Raw genomic sequence first — 21,457 nt, 5'->3', positions numbered from 1 at the left:
AGATTCTTACATTATTGAGTCAAGTGTAACTTAAGTAATGAAAAGAGTACAAACGTTTTGTTTCGTCGTATAAAAATATTAATCAAAAGTCAATTAATACTTATCCTCTTTCATTATGAAAGCGAATTCAACTAATGATTTAACAGTATTTTGTCTAACCTATTGTATGATCCATTCAAGAATGATAGATTAGCCTTTAATTATTAGGAGGTGGTCTACATGTTACAAGTTAATACATTATTTATCATGATCGCCAGTATTCTCGTGTTATTAATGACACCAGGACTGGCTTTTTTCTATGGTGGTCTAGTCAATCGGCGCCATGCTAATAACATGTTGCTAACTGTTTTTATGATGTGTGGCTTAGCCGTGATTCTTTGGATTACAGTAGGCTACTCTCTTTCATTTTCCGGCAACCATTGGGGAATAGTCGGAAATTTAAATAATACATTAATGATTCATGTGCCAATCGATGCTATCACTAAAACTGGCATTCCAATTGGCGATTATGCAATGTTCATGATGATGTTTGCAATTATTACCCCGGCAATCTTTTGTGGATCGGTCGTCGGCCACGGACGCTTTAATTTTTTAATAATGTTTACCATTTGCTGGTCTATCTTTGTTTACTACCCCCTTGTGCATATGGTTTGGGCACCATATGGACTATTGGCAAGATTAGGGGCAGTTGACTTTGCTGGTGGATTAGTTGTTCATGTAAATGCGGGGATAACGGCCTTAATCCTTTCAGCCTGGGTTGGTCGACGGAAAGATGTTCATTCTCAACGCAATAATTTATCGTGGGTATTAATTGGAACAGCCCTTTTATGGATTGGTTGGTACGGCTTTAATGCTGGTTCGGCCCTCGCCGTTAATGATACGGCCGTACAAGCCATGTTAACAACGACCATCTCATGTTCAAGTGCAATGGTAACATGGATGTTATTGGATCGTTATCAGTTTAATCATGTTACCCTAGCTGGTGTCTGTAATGGTGCAATTACCGGTTTAGTAGCAATCACTCCTGGAGCAGGCTACGTTACACTAGGTGGTTCAATGATTATTGGAATAGTCGGTGCAATCGTTAGCCAATACTTTATTACTAAGATCAAACCACAACTGCCAATTGATGATGTTGTTGATGCATTCGGTTGCCATGGGGTTAGTGGTATCTGGGGAAGTATTGCAACTGGTATTTTTGCTAGCCATCAGATCAGTCATCTAGTACCTAATGGGCTTTTATTTGGTGGTGGTTTGCACCTTTTGCTTGTTCAAATCTTCGTTACCTTATTGACAATTATATTTATTGGTGTGATGGATATTATCTTAATAAAACTGCTCTCAATTGTTTTACCGGTTTCGATTGATAATGAAAAACTGGCGGCGATTCAAAGTAAGTGAACTTAAATTTTTACTGCAAAATTAGATTATTTACGTATATATTCCTTTTAGAAGCAAAAATACATAAGGAGTAAATTTATGAATAATCTATCACGAGAAGAACAAATTGCCTTAATCTATGACAAATGGCAAAAGATGACAATTACTAGTGATCCAATGTTTGGACTAGTAATGCAAAATAAAGAAATTTGTTTAGAGTTAATTAATAGAGCCCTGCCAAACATTAAAGCAAAACAGATTATCCAGTTAGACACCCAAAAAGATATTAATATTGTTAGTGCCCATCGTGTTCGCTTTGACGTTTATGTTCGTGATGATAAAAATAATATCATTGTCATTGAGATGCAAGTTAATAATCAAAATAACATACCAGCACGCTTACGTTATTACCAAGAACAGGTTAATCATGAGCTATTAAGACCTGAAAATAATTACTCAGTACTCAATAATTACCCTACTTATATTATTATGTTTTGTAATTTTGATTATTTTAAGCAGGGATGGGCACTATATGAATTTAATCTTACTTGTACTAGAGACCATAACTTGAAATTTGGTGATAATCGGACAGTCGTTATCTTCAATGCTCTTGCTAAAAAATTTGATAAAAATGATGAACCGATTAAGAACTTCCTTGCTTTAATGTGCAATCAAGGCGACAATAAGAATAGATTTATTGCACAGATTCAAGACGAAATTGATAAAGTCAAACAAGATCCAGAAAGGAGAAATGGCTTTATGAAGTACGAATTAAACTTGATGGACGCTAAAATGGAAGCACGAGAAGAAGGAATGGCAAAAGCAAAAAGGGAAGATATTAAAAAGTTAATTGACTCTCTTTATGAACTTAATATTAAACCAGAGATCATTAAACAAAAAGTTATGGAAAAATATAATTTAACTGATGATGAATATGATAAGTTTCTCGGTTAATAAAGGGAGCGAGACAGAAGTCACTCGTGACTTCGTTTTTCGACGCGAAGCTAGCCTCTGGGAGCCCCCGCAAGCAACAATAGGCCTTCAGCGTTCGACTTTGCCGGACGCTGAAGGCCATTGTTGTACTGCGCTGTTCGTATTTTATGGAAGTGACCTAACTTATGTCACAGCTCTTTTATTGATGGGTCCGATATCCAGCTGCCTGAGCATCAGCTAATGAATCAAAATAAACGACATTTTCAGGAGCAATCCCAGAATATGGATATTGCCCCGGTAAGTAGCAATACATTGTTGAATGATCACCAATAATTGAATTTGGTTCATAGTTATCCGGATCAACCCACGGCTCTGGTTCTTTACCACTCGCGGGGGCTGTATTTCCATCATTAGGCTGTTGAGTTGTTGAAGGAATCGTTGGACTACTATTATTTGAATAGCTCTTCTCATCATTCGGTTGCTGAGATTGCTGGCCGATTATCGAAGACCCCCGTTGACTTTCCTTACCGCTGGAAGATTTGATGACAGAACTAGTTTTTTCTTTATTTTTAGATTCTTTTGTCGATTTTTTCTTCTTATCCGATTCTTTAGTTGTTTTAACTACTGCATCCTCTTGAGTCTCCTGTGCCTGATTACGACTACTAATGAACCATCCGCCACCAATTAATAATAAAATAACTATTATCCATAACCATGGTCGACGATAAAACGGCTTCCGATGTTGATTTCTGTTCATAACTGGCCTCCTTTATCTTTGAACTTTCGATTTTTAACAAAAACGTTTCCAAATTCATTATATAAAATCACCATAGCGATAGATAGGTACCTTCAACGGGATTAATTATTTTTTAGAGAATTGGTTATAGGATATTCATAAAAGATAAACATTCTTCTTAAAATTATTAACTATAATTAACTAAATACTGACCATCATCAAGTAAAAATTGCTTAAATAATGGCAGCGTAAATTTTAGCTTTCCATATCCTGCTGGTGTTATGAGTTGACTATCCATTAACCGCCGACGATACATTCCAATATAACCAGGCTTTTTCTTTAATTTTGTTCTTAAGCAACTAGTTGAAACAGGGTACTCAGAAGCTTTAGCCATAGTAATAACAAATTGCTGATCCATAATAGATAATTCTTCAAGCATCTTACTATAAGCATTTCGACTTAATTGGGCTTGATACTCTGGCTGGATACTATCTATAGTTTTCATCGTAATGTGTTTATCCGGTGATTCCCATAAAAGATAACCAAGCAATTGAAAGGCATATGCATATCCGTCTGAAAGAAGAGCGGCGCGACGAACCACTTCTGGCGAAATTTCCGGATCTCGTACTTTCAATGCTTGTTGGTATTGCGCTCTGATATCATAGTAATTCAGTGGAGAAAGACTTATTCTTCCACTACGTAATAAGAAAGTTAATACATGATTATTTTGCAATTCTTGAACATTTTTGGGTAATCCAGTCATGATTATTGAGATTGGTAACCCCTCACTAATCATGACTTGATATACTGATGCTAATTCAACCATTCCCGTTACCTCTTGAGCTTCATCAATCATTACCAATACTTTCTGGTTATTTTTGTCTAATATTTTTAACATTTTTTTTAATACAAGTTGAAAATTTGATGTTTGTTTATCATTAAGAGTGAATTTTAAGCCTAATCCGCCTATTTCAAAATTAATATCGGAGAGTTGGTCGAATACTTTTTTGATTTTATTTGTTGATTGTTGGTAAATCATTTCAGCCAAACGTCCCACCATATTATCTCCAATAATTAAGTGAATAGTTATCCACGTCGGATCTTGATCAATCTGCTTTCCAACAGAATTCATAAAAACTGTTTTTCCAACTCCACGATTTCCATAAATCAAAGTAGTTCGATAAGGAGTATCAAGCGCTTTAATGTCTTTAACCAATTTTGATTGTACTTCTTCGCGATCTAATAACACAGTTGGTTGAATACCAAAACTTGGATTAAAAGGATTTTTCATATTCTTTTCCTCTATTTTATATTTCTAATTTAATTTTATATCTGTTTATATCTTTGCTCAAGTTTTATATCTGTTTATATCTTAAATTTTATATGTGTAAAAAGCCAGGTAACTCCCTTCTCTAAAAAAGTTAGAAATTACTTGGCTTTTTTATCAATCTAATTTTCTACTCTAATAAAAGTGATACTTATTTCATCATATTTGATATTTAGAACTAGTAATCTTTTTAGCTAATTCAGTATTTACTAATCGAATAGCTGATGAATTCTTATAAGAATTTCCCCCAAAGTTTAAATCACCATACCAACAAATTTTTTGATCAAAAACACAAATATTATTACCAATTTGTTCTTTTAACTTAAAATCGACTTTATTTGATAAAAGTTTATAGTCACAATTTCTCTGCTTTTTACCCAAAGTAAGGGAAATCTGACTAAATTTTACCATTTCATTCAACATTTCAATTTGTTTTTGATTAATCCTTTTTAAACAAATAAAGGCTTTCTTAGCATTAGCTAGATCTTGTCTCCATACCTGCAAATAGTCATTTTTAGTATAGTAAGCAGTTGAATAACTATTCCATTGCTTACTATGGACAAAACTATATCCTTGTTGCTTATAGACTCTTACCCTCTTCCGATACATCTTTGCAAATGTCTCATCAGCAATATCAACATAATCATATACACGTAATTCGTCTTTTTTATCTAGGCTTCGTTCTAATCGACCAAGATATTGCTTTGTATTACCTTTCCAAGAAAAAGGTAACGTTAAAAATAATGTATCTAAACTTGGTAAATCAAATCCTTCTCCCACATATTTGCCAGTCGACAAAAGAATATATGGGTCTTTAATTTTTGATAACTTAATGGATAATTTTTGTGTTCCAGTAGTCAAATATACTTTGCTATTTTTCTGCTTTAGTTTTGCGTAAAGTTCATTAAGATGTTTAATTCGTTCACTCAACAATAAAATATGTCTTCCTTCAGACAATGCTTGGAGTGCGTCCTTTACTATTTGATCATTACGGTCATTATTTTCAGCAATCAACCTTATCTTTTGCGCATAAGTATCACGTTCTAATTTACTTTTAGCTTCAAGAAAACTATTATAACGCGGATATATATAACGAGAAATCAAATATTCTTTTTCACTATCTTGAGCTTGGTAGATAATATTTCCACAACGATAATACATAAAATTTTCTAATCCATCTTTTCTTTCGGGCGTTGCTGTTAACCCCAGAACATATCGTGTGTTTGCTTCTACTAAAGTTTTTTCAAAGGTTACCGCAGAAATATGATGGCATTCATCAACAATTATTTGTTCATAGTCTTGAAATAGTTTTGTACGCTCAATAGCTGATAAATGGATTAATTTACGAATATTAATGATATCGACTAATTTTGAAGGATGATTACGAGTTCCAGAAATAATTTCAATTTGTTTTTTCTTAACGCATCGTCCAGTCTTAGTTAATTCTTTATATGGCACATCCTTAATTTTCAAAAATCTTAAAGCAGCATCTCGCCATTGATTAGCGATGTTAACGGTAGACACAATAATCAATGTTCTTGCTTTACGCCTTGCAATTAGCGCACATCCAACAACTGTTTTTCCAAATCCAGTATGAGCACACAGCATCCCCAATTTATTTTTATCAATTTTATTTACTGCTTCTTCTTGTTGTGGCCGTAGGGTACCTGTAAATTCAACATTCAACGCTTTGGACAGAGTAAATTGTTCTTTTAAATAACTATGACAATTATCTTTTAATGACGACTCTACTCCTCGTGGCAATCGTAAATATTTACCATCAATTTTTGCTGCTGTTAAAATTGATGGAACATCCCACACAGGCATGCGCATTCTTTGTCTCTTAATATATTCTGGATTACTAAAAGTAGCTAAGTTTAATAATGATAATTGCTCTTGACGCGTTAAATTTTGACGATTAATAAATATTTCCCCAGCAATAAAGCCTTCAACTTTTTTAGGAAAATTTTGCAAAAACGGGATAATTAATCTAGAGTTTTCGCCCTTTAGAATTTTCAGATCTTTAGTAATTTGACTAATGAAATTTTTTACTTCTTCTTCACTATACTTTTTTGTGTTTTCTAATTGGTCAAATAACTGTGACAGTGCTAAAGGCTGAAGATTATTATCAGTAAAAATAGACTTTTTCTCTTTTACATCACTCCATTTTAATGGCAAAGCAATCAAATTTCCAAATCCTTTTTCAGGTAATCGATCTTGATTAGGAATCATACGATCAAATGATGACAAATCAAGACTTTCACTAGTAATCATCGACTCTACTAAAATCAATTTACCAAGAAACCTAGCTGTACTTGCCGCAATTGGTTGACTAAAAAATATCCACAGATGATAACTATTACCAGATGATGATATTTCAGGAAGACAGTTAAGATCATATTTTTGGCAAGTCTTAATTACTGCCTTAGTCATTTTATAAGGTTCAGCGGTTGATTGATGTTTATCAAAATCAAAAACTAATAACTTTGTTTTATCATCTTTTAATAAAGGATAGATCCCGTAACGATGATATTTATCTGAAGAAGAAATCTGCTCATAAATTACTTTCCTAGAATAAGGAAGATATTGTTTCTTCAATTTTGACAATGCTTCTTTATTATTTCGCAATTGATAAAAGCTTCGCCAATTTTTTAATGCTGGACTATATCCTTTACCATTACTCCACTTTTGAGCAAATACATCAGGACGACCTGCAAAATAATCAGCATATAATGCTAGTTTTTCACCAGTTGTTCTTTTCTTAGCTATAAGACTTAATAATTTCTGTTCACTAATAATCCAATCCGTCCCTTTATCAGTGGTAATTGAGTAAAATTTTTCTTTAGTTTCGTAATGCCAATATGCTTGAGTAACGGTAATGATATCACCGTTATTTAACGCGTATTCTTTACCTATTTCCATGTAGTTTAACTCCATTTAGCTAGCTGCTATTATTACCCATCAAGATTCTCGAAACTTTAGATTAGCCAAATCGTTTAATAACAGTATTAATATCATCTCTTAATTCTTTACTGAGGCCGGTTAAATCTTCATCTGTAATTACATTCTCTGATAACAGCTGCAATAAAGTCTGAAACATGGATCTTTTCGATACTTCAACAAGCACCTCGGGCGATTTTCGATCCGCCTTTATTTGTTTTTCCAGCTTCCAAAATTTATTCGCTGCCGAACCATCACCATCTAATATTCTTTTGTATTCCTGATTAAGGCGATTCATATATCTTTCTTGCCATTTTGGAAGCAGCTTGTTGAATAATTGCCAATCGCTTTTAGAGATATCATTCATTTCTTCTTACCTCGTTTTTACTTTAATTATACGATAAATCGTTTTATGAAATTCAACTTCTTTTGCGCCTTATACCAACACCAAAGCCTAATCCTACTCTAACATGAATCCACATTCAAAGATGGTATTAAAGTTTACATAGCACTCAGCTCTTCGAATTTGGGTGTTATTTTTAGTTAACCATAATTGCATTTCATATTCATATATTAACCACTTATCTTTCTATCAATCACAAATATTGTTTTTACTGATATATTCACACTATCAAATATATTAGGAGGCATTTTAATCATGTTAATTAAGGCAAATAATCTTACTAAAAGATACGGAACAAAATTAGCTCTAGATAACATAAATTTACAGATCGATCGTGGTCAATTAATTGCTTATCTAGGTACTAATGGTGCAGGGAAATCAACTACTATCAATCTTCTTACTGGTTTAATGACGCCAACCTCCGGGATGATCGCACGCCGTCAAGGAATAAAAATTGGCGTTGTCTTCCAAGATAGCATTCTCGATAAAGAGCTTTCAGTTAAAGATAATCTTAACTTTAGATCAAACTTATATCATGAAGATCATACTGAATGGGTTCACCAGTTAATTAGCCTAATGGGCCTCACCCATTTTCTAAATCAGCGCTATGGAACATTATCTGGTGGACAGCGACGCAGGGTTGATATCAATCGTGCCTTGATTACCGACCCAGATATTCTTTTCCTTGACGAACCGACAACTGGATTGGATTTACAAACGCGACTTGTTATTTGGAACCTCCTTCAAAAGCTACAAAAGGAACATGGTCTAACTATTTTTCTAACAACTCATTACTTAGAAGAAGCCGAAAATGCCGATCAAATGTATATCTTAGAAAACGGCAAAATTTTAGTTTCTGGCTCAGCAACCGATATTAAACAACATTATGCACCAACTAAATTAGTGGTTACAACAAATGGACATAAGCTACAAACTAACTACTCTGAGAAACAATTAACACCTCAAAAATTTTCTTTTGATGGCCTTAATTGTTCAGAAGTTATTACATTACTACATAGCAATCAAGAGTATATCATTAACTTCTCATATACCCCCGGTTCAATTAACGATGCTTTTGTCAAAATTACCGGAAAGGAGCTTCAATAATATGATTGCGTTAATTAAAAAAAACTTAAAGATTTACTTTGCTAATAAGATTGGTGTCTTGATGTCTTGCCTTGGTGCTTTAATTTCATTCTTTATTTATATTGGTTTTTTGCAGCAAAACCTGATATCTTCATGGCAATCATTGCCTCATACAAAGGAAATGTTAGGTTTATGGATGATTAGTGGAATTGTCGCCATCGCCGGCATTACCACTTCATTTCAAGCTCTTGGACAATTAGTCAAAGATCGAGAAAGCCGAACATGGGATGATTTAAGTCTAACTGATTTGACACCGTTCCAAATTAATTGTAGCTATTTAACTGCAACAATATTTATTAGCACATTAATGCAGATTATTACATTCTTCATCATGGCAGTTTACTTTATTTTAGTAGATAGTATTACTATTCCAACTACTGCATTGCTTCTCGGATTATTTTTTATTGTTTTAGGTGCAATTGGCGCAAGTGCTGTTAATTTAATTATTGTTGACCTAATCCATTCTTCTACGACTTTTAGCCGCCTTTCTGCCATAATTGGCGCAGCTTCCGGATTTATGATCGCTACTTATATGCCCTATGGAACATTATCCAAATCAGCACAATTTGTAGTAAAATTATTTCCAAGTAGTTATGAGGCTGCTAGCTTGCGAAGCCTTCTGCTAAATAAACTAAGCAAAAAATTTTTACCGCCATCCAGTCGGTACCAAATGATTGAATATCTGGGTATCCACTTCAAGATTCATGGTTATCAGTTAAATAATTATAGTAATGCATTAATGATTGTGGGAATGTCTATAGTTTTAATAGATCTTGGAGCTGTTTGGGCAAATCGATATCAGAGGAAGAGTTAATTGTGCAAATTCATTTTCAGTCAGATCCATTACTAGGTCCTGACGATCTTAATATTACTGTGAACGCTGTTACTAAAAACGACAAAGTTATTAACCTGCTTAATTATTTAGATAAGTATGATCAAAAAAGTAGCTCTTTAATCCCAATAAAAACAGAAGATAGGATTTTAACTATAAAGCAAATAGAGCTTATCAAGGTAGAGGTAACCAAAAACATCCTCTCTTTTTATACAAAAAGCGATGTAATTCAAGCAAACGGACGACTATATCAAGTATTAACAAGGCTTAACGAAAATTTTGTTCAAGTATCAAAACACGGCATTATTAATTTAAATCATTTACTTTCCCTAGAAGCTGGATTTACTGGCAATATGATTGCTAAATTAAATTTTGATCAACGTGCCGATGTTTCACGGAAATATCTACCAGAGTTAGAAAGAAGATTGGGACTATAAAATGATAAATTTAAAAAGGGGTATCCGTTACTTTATTCGCGGGATGGGTTATGGATCTATTACTTATCTCGCAATTATTGCATTTCTCACACATAATATGACTGTTTCTACTACTAGTGTCATTACAGTGTTCATTATTAGTGGATTGATCGGGGAATTAAGTTTTGTCTTTCAAACAGAACTACCGTATTCGATCGCTCTCGTTATTCACCTAATCGGGACCTTTATTCTATATTCTGTAATGATGCTAATCAATCACTGGCCTCTTAATTGGCAAACCATTGTAATTTTCATTATCGTCTATATCGCTATTTGGCTTTTTATTCGTTTGTTAGAAGAGCAACATATTAATCGAATTAATAAGCAAATTAGAAACAGGCAAAAATAAATTTTGTATCGCAATCATCGCTTCGTTACTAAAATGAGGTGATGATTTTTGTATAGGTTAATGTCCATACAATCAGATGTTTGATAACTTCTTAGTTTCACATTTGCTTGTCGATCTGTCATTTTGCTGCCTCCCTTAACACTTTTCTTTTATATAAAACGTTAAGTACACGATTACCCTACAAACGCCTACTTGACTATCGAAATAGAACATAGAATACTCGACTAGTTAGTTCAAAATAGAAAGAATCACCATCTTTCAACGTTACATAAAGTTCACGTTCAAAGATGGTGAAGTGGTTAATTTAACTATTTAAGGTTAAGTTTTCAATGCAATGATCGCCATTATTATCTCATTGAAGGCTGACAAAGATTTCCGTATATCTGTTACCTTACACCTCTTACAAAAATAGTGAGGCGAATCATTTAATTAACTGGTTTAATTCGTTGATGTCCACAGTATCAAGGTCAATTGGTTCTCCACCTAACCAGTCTAAAAAGTCAGGATCAACTTGCCCTTTTTGGTAATCATCATAATACTGCTCTAAAGCACCGACACCACCAACATATTCAATAATACCGTAACCACGGGCTTTTTGAACATGTGGTAGCTCCTCATTAGTAACTGGTTGAATTTTTTGGACATGAAGTTTAAACTCCCAGCCGTCCCCATAGTCATAATGAATAGTTAATTTATCTTTTTCATTTAATAATGAGACCGTTGCTAGATCAAGCTTAACTTTTGTCATCCCGCCTGGCACAAAATCTTCTGACTGAGTATAAAATTCCTGAGTCTGTTCATTAATTGCATCATACAAGTGTCCCAAGTTACCATGAAACATCAAAATCACTGTTTCAGCGAGTTCCTCAATTGTACTACTACCCTTAATCACGAACGTACGGCTTGCTAGCGGTTTAAAATCAGCTAATTTAGCAGTAATTACATACGCTTGACCATAGTTTTGCGGGTTAATCAACTGACGGTTGCCAACATTCGTTGGTATATCTGCTTGTGCTGGAGCTAGTTCGTCAAGCAACTGCTGAATAAATTTATCTTGATAGTCATCTTCTGGCGCAGCTAATTCCGGTTCTCCATAGATAATATCGTAGCTTGTATCTAGATAGTCTGCAACATCCCTAGCAGCTGATTGACTCACGATCCCTGTGTGACTTAGACAAACATAAAAATTGGATAACGTAACAGAAAGAAGATCCTCATCAATTTGATCTAACGTTCCAGCGAAAAAGATGTTTGGCGCAGCTAGGTTAGTAGTGACCGTGCAAATTTTATTTTTAACATGAAGTGGTTCAAAAATTGGTCCAAGATACGACGAGCAGTCTTATCATCTCCCATTAACTGACCATCAGCACTGGCGATAAACTGGTCAATCATTTGCTGGTTGTTTTGGCTAATCGCTTGAACTGTTGCTGGATTATCTGCTGAGGCTTTTCCTTCGTCATCCGCCCAAATACGGGGATCTTTAAATTGTGGCTTGATCGTACAATATTTTGCCCCCGGTCGTGGAGCTTTCACCTTTACCGGATATTCTTCATTAACCAATTGGCAAAATTTCATTAATACTTCCTGATCATTTCCAGATAGAGCTAACAATAAGTAGACAAGATCATTGAAATCCTCAGTTGATGAAAAATCATCATTATCGTTAAGGGTTTCCTTAAATTCTGCTTGGTGGCTAGCAATTATCTGCAAATAATTTTTAAGTTTTTCGTTTTCAGCAGATGAGATTGGCCGGTATAAATTAAATGAAAAAACATTCTGCATTAACCAAGTACGTTGTGGATCAACCAAAAAAGGCATTTCATTTAGAAAGTTAATGGCAACTTGACTAAACTTACCCTCGCCTAATTTGTCAGTAAAGACTGGCAAACCAGTTTCCTCTTCTACATAATAGGTAGTATGTTTTATTATCAATCTTTACCAGACTAAGCCGCCACCGTCGTAAAGGTTTTTGGCTAATCTTACCAGTATTATTATAAGGTAGTCGATCAGCCAGGTCAGGACTATAAAATAACTGTGCCATGATGATTGCTCCTTTATTTTTGAATGTGTGAGAAATGAATTTTATTCGCGCTCTATAAAAGAAAGCGAAGGGAATATCATCTATAGTTTACAGTTGTAAGAATGTCCAAGCAAGTTATGATCCCTGAACATTAATCCACAGTTTTAGCAATTTTTTGATAGTATTAACCATTTTACTTAAATCGATATTGGGCAATTTTTTGCAAATAACTTTGGCGGCGTTGCGGGGATGACCAGGAAATCCCGCCAAAGTTAAGCCACTTCCGATGCTCAAAGCCAAGTTGTTTCAAGGTTGTATTAACAAATACTCGCTGAATATCATCCCCACAGAAAAACCGCAAGTACCAAGTTGGCGAAGTTGAAGTAGTTAATACATAGCAATGCTGGACATTCGTCAATAGCCCTTTAATTCCGGTCCTGGTTACCGTATGGGAGAGATCGGGGCCCTCTTTCATCACCTTATCAATAACCCCTTTTAACATTCCGGGAATACTATTCCACCAGCAAGGAGTTATAAAAATCACTGTCCGACATGATTTTAAGAGTTCTAAATATTTGCGCACCAAGGGATCAACTGTCCCTCCTTGATGATACAATGAAAGTTCTTCCGCAGAATAAGTAGGATCAAAATGTTCCGCATAAAGGTCAATTAATTGAACCAATTAGTCGAAAAAAGTTAGAAATTAACGTTTGACCATCGAGTTCATGTTGGATTTGAGTTATACTTTTTATTGTGCAAGACCCCTTTATACTTTGTTTTTGGTTATTTAAAGTATAGTCCAAAGGGGCTTGCTTTTTTAATTTTTCGTAGAAAAAACTGATAGCCTCGCCTGTTTGACATGGTTATCAGCTTTCAAGTTTCAGTTATAAATGAATAATTTGGATCGTTCGCAAATGACGCGTGAGTTTACTATCCGCTTCCAATTGAGCAAGCGTCCGCGATAATGTTTCGGGGGTTGTCCCAAGGTATGAAGAAAGGTCCTTGAGTTTCAAGGGTAGCTTAACTTTCGAACTCTGTTGATCAACCATCAATTGTTTCAGATAAGTCACTACCCGTTCTTCAATGTTTGGCAGTCCCATCAGCCGTGTTTGCTGACGAAGACTTTCAATCATTGCTGCCTGTCCTGCCATTAGTTTTAAGGTAATTTCGCTTTGGTGGTGAATCAACTGGATAAAGTCTTGCCGATTAAGAATACAGATATCACTGTCTGTAGTCATTTCTACATAACTACTATGGTTGGCAACCCCCAGGAGCCAGGTTTCACCAACATAATCACCTGTCTTCAGCATTCGTTGCACCCGTTCTTCACCATCTTCACTTAGTTGGTACATTCGACCATGGCCACTTTTTACAATCACTAACCGGTCATCCATGTCTGGACTCACAACAATTGTTCCGCGCTTAATACGCTGGTGATGAACCAGCTGTTCCACTTGGCGCTGGCGTTCTAAACTCAACTGATTAAAGAGCGGAACCAGGTGAACACAAAGTTCTTCTTTCATTAGAGTATCCTCCATCATTTAATGTTAGAAGTCATCATCATCTTCTTCAGTATACAACCCCGTCCGTAAATCATGCCCCAAGAAGCGCTGGGTTAAAGCAATTTGCTTTTTGATCCATGACAATAATTCCGTTAAATCTACTGCTAATTCGGGCCACTCTTCTTTATTGCCAAGAGCAATGGCCTTCGTGATAAAGAGAATCTGCGTGTCAAAATCCTTTACCAAGGCAAATAATTGGTCATCCCCTGGCAAATACTTATCAGCACCCCTTTCTTCTAGCATGGTAAATTCACGAAACTGATCCGTCGTCGTTGGAATACTCTCACCATTCTGAACTAGCAGCTGATTCAGGTGATTAAATGCTTCCTGTTCATGCGCAATCCAATCATCGCCATATTGGGATAAAAACAATGCCGCATTCCCTTTCGTAAACAGCTTTGCCTGACTAATCTTTAGTGAATGAATTAATAAGTTGGCAATGATATGACCCGTCATCGCCCCTGCCGTTGGTGTATGGTGATCAATATCGCTCTGTTTTAGTTCCTGTTGATACTGTTCTTCACTAGTCATCTGATAGCTCCTTTACCTTAATTCCCTGAACCGTGTATCCCATTTTTTCAATATTTGCTTGAACATCATCGGGTGAAGCTTTGGCCAAATCTAGTGTAAATTTAACCTTTCCCGCATTGAACAGTACCTTCACGTCATCGGTCCCGTCAATGGTTTCAACACTTTTTTGAATCTTAGTTAGGCATGATGGACAAGTTAAACCATCAAGTTTCATCATTACTTTTTCCATGGTTATCACTCCTTTGTTATTTTCATTGTAATTTAGCCACCGTAAATAAAAATTGATTATCATCAATTTTGAGAAATTCGTTTCATCAACCGCATACTGTTCAAAATAACAATCAGAATACTAAGCTCATGAATCAGCATTCCTGATGCCATTTCGATATAACCAACAAAAAGTCCAATAAACAATAGCACTACCGTCAGTAAGGCAATCAAGATGTTTTCATTCATATTGGCGATGGTTCGCCGTGCCAAGCGAAAACTGGTGACTAGACTATTCAGATCTGATTTCACAAGTACTAGGTCGGCTACATCCATTGCAACATCAGTACCGGAACCCATTGCCACTGCAACATCAGCTGCGGAGAGTGCCGGACTATCATTAATCCCGTCACCAATAAATGCGATCCGATGACCGTCAGCCTGTTGTTGTTTGAGATAGTCAGCTTTCCCTTGAGGAAGCATCGCTGCGTGAACTTCATCGATTGGCAGTTTAGCTGCGATCTGATGAGCGGTTCCTTCATTATCGCCAGTCAACATTATGAGTCGTTTGACCCCTAACGCTTTTAATTGTCGTAACGCCGATTGTGCCTGTGATCGTAACTGATCTTTGATACCAAAGATTGCCAATTCATGGTGATCCATGCTGGCAAAAATAACAATCGAATTTCCATCACTCGTCAGTTGATCAATGAGTTGGTCGAGAGTTGAACTGGTACCTAATAAGTCTTTAATCAGGGTTGGATTACCTAATAAGTACTCACCTTCACCAATTTGCGCTCGGATTCCCTGTCCCTTAATCGTTTGAATATCGGTTGGCTGATAATCGTGCTTCCTATCTAGCTTGCCAATTGCTTGTGCCAACGGGTGGTCCGATCGTTGTTCAACTGCTACCGCTTGATCAATAATCGTCTGTCGGTCTCCGTTCAGAACATTGACACTAGTAACAACCGGCTTCCCGACGGTTAAGGTACCCGTCTTATCAAAGGCAATCGTGTCAATATGCTTCATCCGGTCCATGACATCGGAACCCTTAAAGAGAATCCCCTGACGAGCACCATTACCGATTCCAGCAACAGTAGATGCAGGGACACCAATCACAAGCGCACCTGGACAGCCAAGAACCATTACGGTAATTGCTAACCGCACGTCTCGTGTAATCAAGCCAACCATAATTGCTACCAATAGCACAACTGGCGTGTAATAACGGGCGAAGCGATCAATAAAGCGTTGCGTCTTCGTTTGCGAATCCTGAGCTTCTTCCACTAGTTCAATAATTTTACCGAACGTAGTATCTTCGCCTGCCGCGGTAGTATTCACCGTCACCGTCCCATTCTCCAAAATGGTTCCCGCAAAAACTGCATCTCCAGGATGTTTCTTAACTAACCGAGACTCCCCAGTAATACTGGCTTCATTTAGAACGGCAGTCCCAGTCTTGATCGTGCCATCGACTGGAACCTGATTTCCAGTCTTAATTAAGACCATGTCCCCCGGATCAATGAAGTCCACATCCTCATCACTGGTATTGCCATCTTCATCAATCACCACCGCGGTTTGAGGAGCAAGTTCGGTTAGCTGCTTAATTGCCGACCGTGTCTTCCTTAAAGTAGCGTTTTCTAATACCTCACCAACCATAAAAAGCCAGGTAACAATCGCCGCTTCGTTATATTCGCCAATGATAAAAGCACCGATCACCGCAATACTGACGAGAACATCAATCGATATCAGCCGTACCTCTAATGATGAAATGGCTGTGAACAAAATCGGCAATAGACCGATGACCCCTGCAATGGCCATTAGGATCTGATACATTAAGTTATTTGAGCTGATAAAGCGAAAAGCTTCTGCCAGAATTAATAAAACGGTCAAGCCGATCACCAATGCTTGCCGTTGCTCAGTCAGGAATCGTTGTACTTTGACCATATCGGCACCTCCTTTTACTGTCCTTAGTATAAGAAAAGAAGCCAGTAAGTTACTTGACCGCCATCAAGTTTGGTAATTTAAAAAGCCTCATAATTGGATTAACCAAATATAAGGCTTGATACGTGTTTCTACTTATTTAATTTGCTAATGATTTCATTAATTAAATATTTGATTTAGTTTGAATCAGTCCAGCAAGATATTTACCATCATCAATACTCATTGTGGATCGATGATTCAGCCAAAAGAGAAGTAACTTGATAATACTGTCCACATACAGTGTTTGAAAAAACTTATAGAGAGGGACCTTTTGAATTTCTGCTCTAGTCGTGTTGAATAAGTACGGAGCTCGTTCAAGAAATTCATCGTTTGCCAAGTTAATAATCGCATGGTATAGATTAATATCGCCATTGTCCGATAATAAGACAGCCAATATATCTTTACGATCATCACAATATTTAAGGGTCACATTAAAAGCAGAGTTAGCTAATTCCATAATTTTTTGTTCTGATGCATTATGAGTATCTTCTAGTGATGTCCGGTCTTTTTGCAGCGCATTTTTCAAGCTAATGAGGATATTCGTCTCTACCCAGTGGATAAAATCCTTCTTATTTTTAAAATAATTATAAAAGGTCTTCTTACTAACTTCGACTTGATTAATAATATCGATAGTTCGACATTCACTTAACTTTTGTGTTGATAAAACCTTAATTAATCCATTGAGGATTCGGTTTTTAGTATTGATTGTCCGAACGTCCATTTATCCTTGCCACTCCTATTCCATATGACTAAGCGTTTTCATTATAGACGGTCGGCAATATTATTACATTAAATCTCGGTTTTCTTACACGCTCAGTTTACATTTTTACTCATTTATTCTGTAATAGCGTCCCTAACTTTATTAAACATAAGCCAATAACAGCCCCGATGAAAAGAACTAATTTTAATATTCAAGTACTGGGGTTCTTACTTCATAGCAGGCAGTCAAAATTCATTAAACCAGCGTCGCACCCAGTGAATTCTTAAAATGGTCAAGCGCCCACTCCTGACCATGCTTGGTAAAGGTGGCGACCCCCTTAACCGGAATCGTAATCTGGTAGTTCAAATTATAGGCGGCAATTGCGGTGTGCAGGACACAGATATCGGTGCAAACACCTGTAATCCACAAGTTATCAATTTTTCGTTCTCGCAGGTAGTTATCAAGATTAGTATTTTGAAATGATGAATAGCGGTTCTTATTAAACTGGTAAACCCGGTCACTGGCCTGATGTTGTTCAAACCAGTCATTAACCTTGCCGTATAGCTGTTGACCAGGCGTACCGACCACGTTATGTGGCGGGAAGAGTTTAGCTTCTGGACTAAACCGGTCCCTACAATGGGCATCAGTCGGGAAAATTACGTAGTCGCCATTTTGGTAAAAACGGTTGGCCAGCTGAACCAAATAATCTTCTAATTCCTGCGCTGGCTTGCCACAAGTAAGCGCACCATTGTCAGCGACAAAATCGTTTGTATAATCAATAATTAATAATGCTTTAGTCATTGCTAACTCCTTATTTTTGTGCCTCATCAACCAGCTTTTGTTGCAAGTCAGCTAACCGCTTGGTTAAATAAACTGGGAAGCGGTCCGGATTAAGCAACCGCTTAGTAGCCGCCGGCAGCTGTGCTAATTCGGTCTGCGCAAAATGCTGGATGGCAAAAGTGTCGGTTTCAATTGGCGCCGCTTTTTTCAGTGTCAAAACTTGCTTAAGCAGTGGCTTAGCAATGAAGTCAGTTAGAATCACTTTATTCCGGGTGACGTGAATGTCAGCATTGATTGCCGCAATTTCGGTTCCAATCTGCTCGTCAGCCAGGGCAATTACATCGGCAATAGCGTGTTGGGGATTATGCTTATCGTAGAGCCGGTAAATCTGCTTATTCCCAGGGAGCGTAATCTTTTCGCGACTATTACTAATCTTGATCTTTGGCACCCATTTGCCATCATTTTCTAGTGCCGACATTTTATAAACAACGCTTAATACTGGACTGGATGAACTGGTAATTAGTCGCTCACCGATCCCAAAGTTATCCAGTGGTGCCCCTTCATCAAGCAATGACTTAACAATGTGGGCATCAAGGGCGTTTGAAGCAGTAATCTTAGCGTTGGTAAAACCAGCCTCGTCCATCATCTTCCGAGCCTTGGCTGCCAACTGGGCAATATCACCAGAATCGATGCGGATACCAACCGGTTCGTGGCCAGCTGCCCGCAATTCCTTAAAGACTTTAATTGCGTTCGGTACTCCAGAGTTAACCACATCGTAAGTATCAACTAACAGGGCAGCATTGTCAGGGTAAATTTTGGCCCAGGCACGAAAGGCCGTTAATTCATCAGGAAAGCTTTCAATCCAGGCGTGGGCCATCGTCCCCGCCGCCGGAAGGTTAAACAGCTTGGCAGCTAGCACATTGGAGGTACTACTGCACCCACCAATAATGGCAGCCCGCGCACCATATATTGCGGCATCAGGCCCCTGCGCCCGTCGTGCACCAAATTCCATTACTGGGCGTCCGCCAGTAACGCTGGTAATCTGCCATGCCTTCGTTGCAATCAATGATTGGTGGTTAATGATGTTTAAGATCAGGGTTTCGAGAAGTTGGACATCAATTAGTGGGCCACTAATACTAAGGATTGGTTCCTGTGGGAAGACTGGCGTGCCTTCTGGGATTGCCTTAATTGAGCAGCGGTTGTGAGCTGCTGTCAGGTAAAAGAGAAAGTCGTCACTAAAGTGGTTAAGGGACCGCAGATAAGCAATGTCACCAGTTGAAAAGTGCCAGTTCTTAACTTCATCAATTACTTGCATCAATCCAGCACTAATCACAAAACTGCCATCATCGGGCGCCTTACGGTAAAAGACATCGAAGCGCGCCTGCTTATCGTGGGGAAGCGTTTGATAATAACCGTTGGCCATTGAAAACTCATACATGTCGGTTAATAATTCATGTTTCATTATTAAATAACTCCTAACAAGTTTAGGTAAAAAATACTTTAACTACTACAAAAAATAAAAGTATATTGAACTTTTATTATCACTAATTGTAGCACTTTTATTTTTAGACGCAAGGTAGTACCAGTTTAAATAACTTTGGTGGCCGGCCTGACCGCTTTGTTGCGGCGGTACCAACTTCCTTAAACAGCTTTTGGTGGGTCTTTTTAAAATTAGAATTATCAATTTGATCGACCGTTGTTTGGCGGAAAGTAGCATAAACTTCGCGGGCTTGCCGAAGGGTAAAAGTCGGTCCTAAGATCTGTAAAATGGTTGGCTGGTAGTCCAGTTTATTTTTAATTCGTACAATGGCCGTATTAATAATTTGGTGGTGGTCAAATGCAAGCGCCGGTCCTGCAGCCAAACTCAAAACTAAGTCACCATTTTGCAAGATAAACTTCCCGTGGTCAAAGTTAAGACTAAACCACCCGACTTCGGTTGCTCCGTACCCGGCCCTCAGTTGCGGCATTGTCGGTAAGAAAGTCATGTAGGCAATCGCCAAGGCCCGCCCACGGCTTACCCGGTCGGGATCGGTGAAGGTTGCCAACTGTTCGGTAGCACTGTTTGATAGACGAACACCAATTTTATCCTTAATCAGGCGGATACAGGCAGCGTCAGCACTTTCATCCCGCCACAATAGGGTTTCTGGTAAAGCCCAGTGGCCCTCAAATGGCGGATAAGCCCGTTTGACCAGCAGGACTTGTGGTAAATGGGTCAAGGGATTAAAACTCCAAATAATATTTGCAATCGTAATTAGCGGATGCGCAACAACTTTGTCAGCCATCTCTTTCACCTCACAAAATATTATAGCGCAATCAAGAATCACAATAATAAAAAATCGACAACTAAGGACGGCCTTAGTTATTGATTTAACCTAAATTAACTTCTTTAATTCAGCAATTGCTTTTTCGTAGTCTGGTTCATCAGTTAATTCAGTTACAATTTGCCGGTAAACAACCTTCCCATCCGGATCAAGAATCCAGACTGACCGCGCAAGGATTCCTTCATCTGGTATTAACAGCTTTGATTCGTAACCAAAGGATTCTTCCTTGTCAGAAACCAATTCCATGTTTTTGACACCTTCAGCAGCACACCACTTCTGTTGATCTTCAGTCGTGTTAGTTGAAATGGTCAGGAAATTAACCTCTGGGAATTGGTCCATTGTTGAGTTAAACCGCTGTGTTTGAATGCTACAAACCGGGGTGTTAATATCTGGAACAACGCTTAAGAGAGTTATTTTGCCAAGCAATTGCCGGGTCTTAACCTTGTCACCATTCTTATCAAAAACCTTGAAGTGTGGGAATTCGTCACCAACAGCTGGTGGATTGCCTACTAATTGCCGCTTTTCACCATTAATTGTGATTTCCATTCTTAGCAACTCCTTTTCTAATTTTGGTTAGGTACAGTATATCAAAAACGCAATTAAAAAGCATTGATTATACTCATTGTTTTAGAAAATTTATGAGCTGTGTAGCTAGGCAAGGTATCTTTTAACCTAAAATAGGCAGCGTTACCTTCTAAAAGGACTTAATGTGTTAACTAACTGCCTTTATATTTCAATACATCATACTAAGGTAAATTCTACGCGATTTGCTAGTTCGTAACATTTAACAAAAAAAGCCTAACAAGGTTAGACTCAAAGTAGACTAAAAAAGGAGTC

Annotated in this window: 22 protein-coding genes and 1 pseudogene; 6 read left to right on the top strand and 17 right to left on the bottom strand. The window is 37.3% G+C overall.

What is annotated here, in order from left to right; translation table 11 throughout:
- Nucleotides 1-219 precede the first annotated feature (219 nt).
- Together QOS06_RS09095 and QOS06_RS09090 are read left to right on the top strand one after the other, a co-directional pair.
- Complete coding sequence (locus tag QOS06_RS09095) at nucleotides 220-1,401, top strand: ammonium transporter (protein WP_139561386.1); 1,182 nt, start codon at nucleotides 220-222, stop codon at nucleotides 1,399-1,401.
- A gap of 78 nt (nucleotides 1,402-1,479) precedes the next feature.
- Complete coding sequence (locus QOS06_RS09090) at nucleotides 1,480-2,334, top strand: Rpn family recombination-promoting nuclease/putative transposase (protein WP_224758145.1); 855 nt, start codon at nucleotides 1,480-1,482, stop codon at nucleotides 2,332-2,334.
- A 178-nt stretch (nucleotides 2,335-2,512) separates the two neighbouring features.
- Here the strand turns inward: QOS06_RS09090 and QOS06_RS09085 are convergent, their stop codons facing one another.
- The 4 genes from QOS06_RS09085 to QOS06_RS09070 all read right to left on the bottom strand — a co-directional run bounded on the left by QOS06_RS09085 (nucleotide 2,513) and on the right by QOS06_RS09070 (nucleotide 7,683).
- Nucleotides 2,513-3,070 (bottom strand): hypothetical protein, encoded by a 558-nt coding sequence (locus QOS06_RS09085; protein WP_283595867.1) that lies wholly within the window; start codon nucleotides 3,068-3,070, stop codon nucleotides 2,513-2,515.
- Nucleotides 3,071-3,236: 166 nt separating this feature from the next.
- Entirely contained in the window at nucleotides 3,237-4,340 is a 1,104-nt protein-coding gene (locus QOS06_RS09080) for a DUF8462 domain-containing protein (RefSeq protein ID WP_139561387.1), read from the bottom strand.
- 195 nt (nucleotides 4,341-4,535) lie between these two features.
- On the bottom strand, nucleotides 4,536-7,298 hold the full coding sequence (locus QOS06_RS09075; protein WP_181462190.1) for a TOTE conflict system archaeo-eukaryotic primase domain-containing protein: 2,763 nt from the start codon (nucleotides 7,296-7,298) through the stop codon (nucleotides 4,536-4,538).
- A 61-nt stretch (nucleotides 7,299-7,359) separates the two neighbouring features.
- Complete coding sequence (locus QOS06_RS09070; RefSeq protein WP_152704085.1) at nucleotides 7,360-7,683, bottom strand: multidrug transporter; 324 nt, start codon at nucleotides 7,681-7,683, stop codon at nucleotides 7,360-7,362.
- Between the two features lie 291 nt (nucleotides 7,684-7,974).
- On the opposite strand from QOS06_RS09070, the gene QOS06_RS09065 reads away from it, so the two are divergent.
- From QOS06_RS09065 to QOS06_RS09050, 4 genes are read left to right on the top strand one after another with little or no spacing between them, the layout of a single operon-like run.
- On the top strand, nucleotides 7,975-8,826 hold the full coding sequence (locus QOS06_RS09065; protein WP_139561390.1) for an ABC transporter ATP-binding protein: 852 nt from the start codon (nucleotides 7,975-7,977) through the stop codon (nucleotides 8,824-8,826).
- 1 nt (nucleotide 8,827) lies between these two features.
- Nucleotides 8,828-9,679 carry an ABC transporter permease gene (locus QOS06_RS09060; RefSeq protein WP_139561391.1) on the top strand — a complete coding sequence of 284 codons (852 nt, stop codon included), beginning with the start codon at nucleotides 8,828-8,830 and terminating at the stop codon, nucleotides 9,677-9,679.
- A 2-nt stretch (nucleotides 9,680-9,681) separates the two neighbouring features.
- The gene (locus tag QOS06_RS09055; RefSeq protein ID WP_102815863.1) at nucleotides 9,682-10,134 is read left to right on the top strand and encodes a LytTR family DNA-binding domain-containing protein; all 453 of its coding nucleotides are present in this window, start codon (nucleotides 9,682-9,684) and stop codon (nucleotides 10,132-10,134) included.
- Between the two features lies 1 nt (nucleotide 10,135).
- Entirely contained in the window at nucleotides 10,136-10,522 is a 387-nt protein-coding gene (locus QOS06_RS09050; protein ID WP_003664455.1) for a DUF3021 domain-containing protein, read from the top strand.
- A 421-nt stretch (nucleotides 10,523-10,943) separates the two neighbouring features.
- On the opposite strand, the gene QOS06_RS09045 is transcribed toward QOS06_RS09050, so the two are convergent.
- From QOS06_RS09045 to tpx, 13 genes and pseudogenes are all read right to left on the bottom strand, one after another.
- Complete coding sequence (locus tag QOS06_RS09045; RefSeq protein WP_224758147.1) at nucleotides 10,944-11,678, bottom strand: plasmid pRiA4b ORF-3 family protein; 735 nt, start codon at nucleotides 11,676-11,678, stop codon at nucleotides 10,944-10,946.
- Between the two features lie 104 nt (nucleotides 11,679-11,782).
- Nucleotides 11,783-12,409: a hypothetical protein gene (locus QOS06_RS09040; RefSeq protein WP_225432471.1), complete on the bottom strand. Its 627-nt coding sequence runs from the start codon at nucleotides 12,407-12,409 to the stop codon at nucleotides 11,783-11,785.
- On the bottom strand, nucleotides 12,393-12,563 hold the full coding sequence (locus tag QOS06_RS09035; RefSeq protein ID WP_181462191.1) for a hypothetical protein: 171 nt from the start codon (nucleotides 12,561-12,563) through the stop codon (nucleotides 12,393-12,395). The genes QOS06_RS09040 and QOS06_RS09035 overlap by 17 nt, the downstream gene beginning before the upstream one ends.
- Before the next feature lie 172 nt (nucleotides 12,564-12,735).
- Nucleotides 12,736-13,218: pseudogene (locus QOS06_RS09030) on the bottom strand (NAD(P)H-dependent oxidoreductase); the annotation flags it as partial.
- Nucleotides 13,219-13,426: 208 nt separating this feature from the next.
- On the bottom strand, nucleotides 13,427-14,065 hold the full coding sequence (locus tag QOS06_RS09025) for a Crp/Fnr family transcriptional regulator (RefSeq protein WP_139561392.1): 639 nt from the start codon (nucleotides 14,063-14,065) through the stop codon (nucleotides 13,427-13,429).
- Nucleotides 14,066-14,089: 24 nt separating this feature from the next.
- A complete protein-coding gene (locus QOS06_RS09020; protein WP_139561393.1) occupies nucleotides 14,090-14,635 on the bottom strand; it encodes a DNA-binding protein in 546 nt (181 codons plus the stop codon).
- Nucleotides 14,628-14,864: a heavy-metal-associated domain-containing protein gene (locus tag QOS06_RS09015; RefSeq protein ID WP_003664466.1), complete on the bottom strand. Its 237-nt coding sequence runs from the start codon at nucleotides 14,862-14,864 to the stop codon at nucleotides 14,628-14,630. Before QOS06_RS09015 ends, QOS06_RS09020 begins: the two co-directional genes overlap by 8 nt.
- Before the next feature lie 62 nt (nucleotides 14,865-14,926).
- On the bottom strand, nucleotides 14,927-16,783 hold the full coding sequence (locus tag QOS06_RS09010; protein ID WP_191338894.1) for a heavy metal translocating P-type ATPase: 1,857 nt from the start codon (nucleotides 16,781-16,783) through the stop codon (nucleotides 14,927-14,929).
- Nucleotides 16,784-16,943: 160 nt separating this feature from the next.
- Nucleotides 16,944-17,540, bottom strand: a complete 597-nt coding sequence (locus tag QOS06_RS09005; RefSeq protein ID WP_191338893.1) for a TetR/AcrR family transcriptional regulator — start codon at nucleotides 17,538-17,540, stop codon at nucleotides 16,944-16,946.
- Between the two features lie 234 nt (nucleotides 17,541-17,774).
- A complete protein-coding gene (locus QOS06_RS09000) occupies nucleotides 17,775-18,320 on the bottom strand; it encodes a cysteine hydrolase family protein (RefSeq protein ID WP_181462192.1) in 546 nt (181 codons plus the stop codon).
- Between the two features lie 10 nt (nucleotides 18,321-18,330).
- Entirely contained in the window at nucleotides 18,331-19,761 is a 1,431-nt protein-coding gene (locus QOS06_RS08995) for a nicotinate phosphoribosyltransferase (RefSeq protein ID WP_152712308.1), read from the bottom strand.
- 103 nt (nucleotides 19,762-19,864) lie between these two features.
- On the bottom strand, nucleotides 19,865-20,581 hold the full coding sequence (locus tag QOS06_RS08990) for an NUDIX hydrolase (RefSeq protein WP_035160130.1): 717 nt from the start codon (nucleotides 20,579-20,581) through the stop codon (nucleotides 19,865-19,867).
- A gap of 90 nt (nucleotides 20,582-20,671) precedes the next feature.
- Nucleotides 20,672-21,166 carry a thiol peroxidase gene (gene tpx, locus QOS06_RS08985; protein WP_003671718.1) on the bottom strand — a complete coding sequence of 165 codons (495 nt, stop codon included), beginning with the start codon at nucleotides 21,164-21,166 and terminating at the stop codon, nucleotides 20,672-20,674.
- Between the last annotated feature and the right edge of the window lie 291 nt (nucleotides 21,167-21,457).

It is taken from the genome of Limosilactobacillus sp. DJ3M12 (assembly GCF_947381695.1).
In the GTDB taxonomy this organism is placed as follows: Bacteria; Bacillota; Bacilli; order Lactobacillales; family Lactobacillaceae; genus Limosilactobacillus; species Limosilactobacillus kinnaridis.
The sequence above is the reverse complement of the archived record's forward strand: the minus strand, read 5'-3'. Positions and strand labels throughout refer to the sequence as shown.

What these genes read in the sequence shown, in the direction of transcription:
- QOS06_RS09095 (WP_139561386.1), top strand. Translation starts at nt 220, where the DNA reads ATGTTACAAGTTAATACATTATTTATCATGATCGCCAGTATTCTCGTG.
- QOS06_RS09090 (WP_224758145.1), top strand. Translation starts at nt 1,480, where the DNA reads ATGAATAATCTATCACGAGAAGAACAAATTGCCTTAATCTATGACAAA.
- QOS06_RS09085 (WP_283595867.1), bottom strand. Translation starts at nt 3,070, where the DNA reads ATGAACAGAAATCAACATCGGAAGCCGTTTTATCGTCGACCATGGTTA.
- QOS06_RS09080 (WP_139561387.1), bottom strand. Translation starts at nt 4,340, where the DNA reads ATGAAAAATCCTTTTAATCCAAGTTTTGGTATTCAACCAACTGTGTTA.
- QOS06_RS09075 (WP_181462190.1), bottom strand. Translation starts at nt 7,298, where the DNA reads ATGGAAATAGGTAAAGAATACGCGTTAAATAACGGTGATATCATTACC.
- QOS06_RS09070 (WP_152704085.1), bottom strand. Translation starts at nt 7,683, where the DNA reads ATGAATGATATCTCTAAAAGCGATTGGCAATTATTCAACAAGCTGCTT.
- QOS06_RS09065 (WP_139561390.1), top strand. Translation starts at nt 7,975, where the DNA reads ATGTTAATTAAGGCAAATAATCTTACTAAAAGATACGGAACAAAATTA.
- QOS06_RS09060 (WP_139561391.1), top strand. Translation starts at nt 8,828, where the DNA reads ATGATTGCGTTAATTAAAAAAAACTTAAAGATTTACTTTGCTAATAAG.
- QOS06_RS09050 (WP_003664455.1), top strand. Translation starts at nt 10,136, where the DNA reads ATGATAAATTTAAAAAGGGGTATCCGTTACTTTATTCGCGGGATGGGT.
- QOS06_RS09035 (WP_181462191.1), bottom strand. Translation starts at nt 12,563, where the DNA reads ATGGCACAGTTATTTTATAGTCCTGACCTGGCTGATCGACTACCTTAT.
- QOS06_RS09025 (WP_139561392.1), bottom strand. Translation starts at nt 14,065, where the DNA reads ATGAAAGAAGAACTTTGTGTTCACCTGGTTCCGCTCTTTAATCAGTTG.
- QOS06_RS09020 (WP_139561393.1), bottom strand. Translation starts at nt 14,635, where the DNA reads ATGACTAGTGAAGAACAGTATCAACAGGAACTAAAACAGAGCGATATT.
- QOS06_RS09015 (WP_003664466.1), bottom strand. Translation starts at nt 14,864, where the DNA reads ATGGAAAAAGTAATGATGAAACTTGATGGTTTAACTTGTCCATCATGC.
- QOS06_RS09010 (WP_191338894.1), bottom strand. Translation starts at nt 16,783, where the DNA reads ATGGTCAAAGTACAACGATTCCTGACTGAGCAACGGCAAGCATTGGTG.
- QOS06_RS09005 (WP_191338893.1), bottom strand. Translation starts at nt 17,540, where the DNA reads ATGGACGTTCGGACAATCAATACTAAAAACCGAATCCTCAATGGATTA.
- QOS06_RS09000 (WP_181462192.1), bottom strand. Translation starts at nt 18,320, where the DNA reads ATGACTAAAGCATTATTAATTATTGATTATACAAACGATTTTGTCGCT.
- QOS06_RS08995 (WP_152712308.1), bottom strand. Translation starts at nt 19,761, where the DNA reads ATGAAACATGAATTATTAACCGACATGTATGAGTTTTCAATGGCCAAC.
- QOS06_RS08990 (WP_035160130.1), bottom strand. Translation starts at nt 20,581, where the DNA reads ATGGCTGACAAAGTTGTTGCGCATCCGCTAATTACGATTGCAAATATT.
- tpx (WP_003671718.1), bottom strand. Translation starts at nt 21,166, where the DNA reads ATGGAAATCACAATTAATGGTGAAAAGCGGCAATTAGTAGGCAATCCA.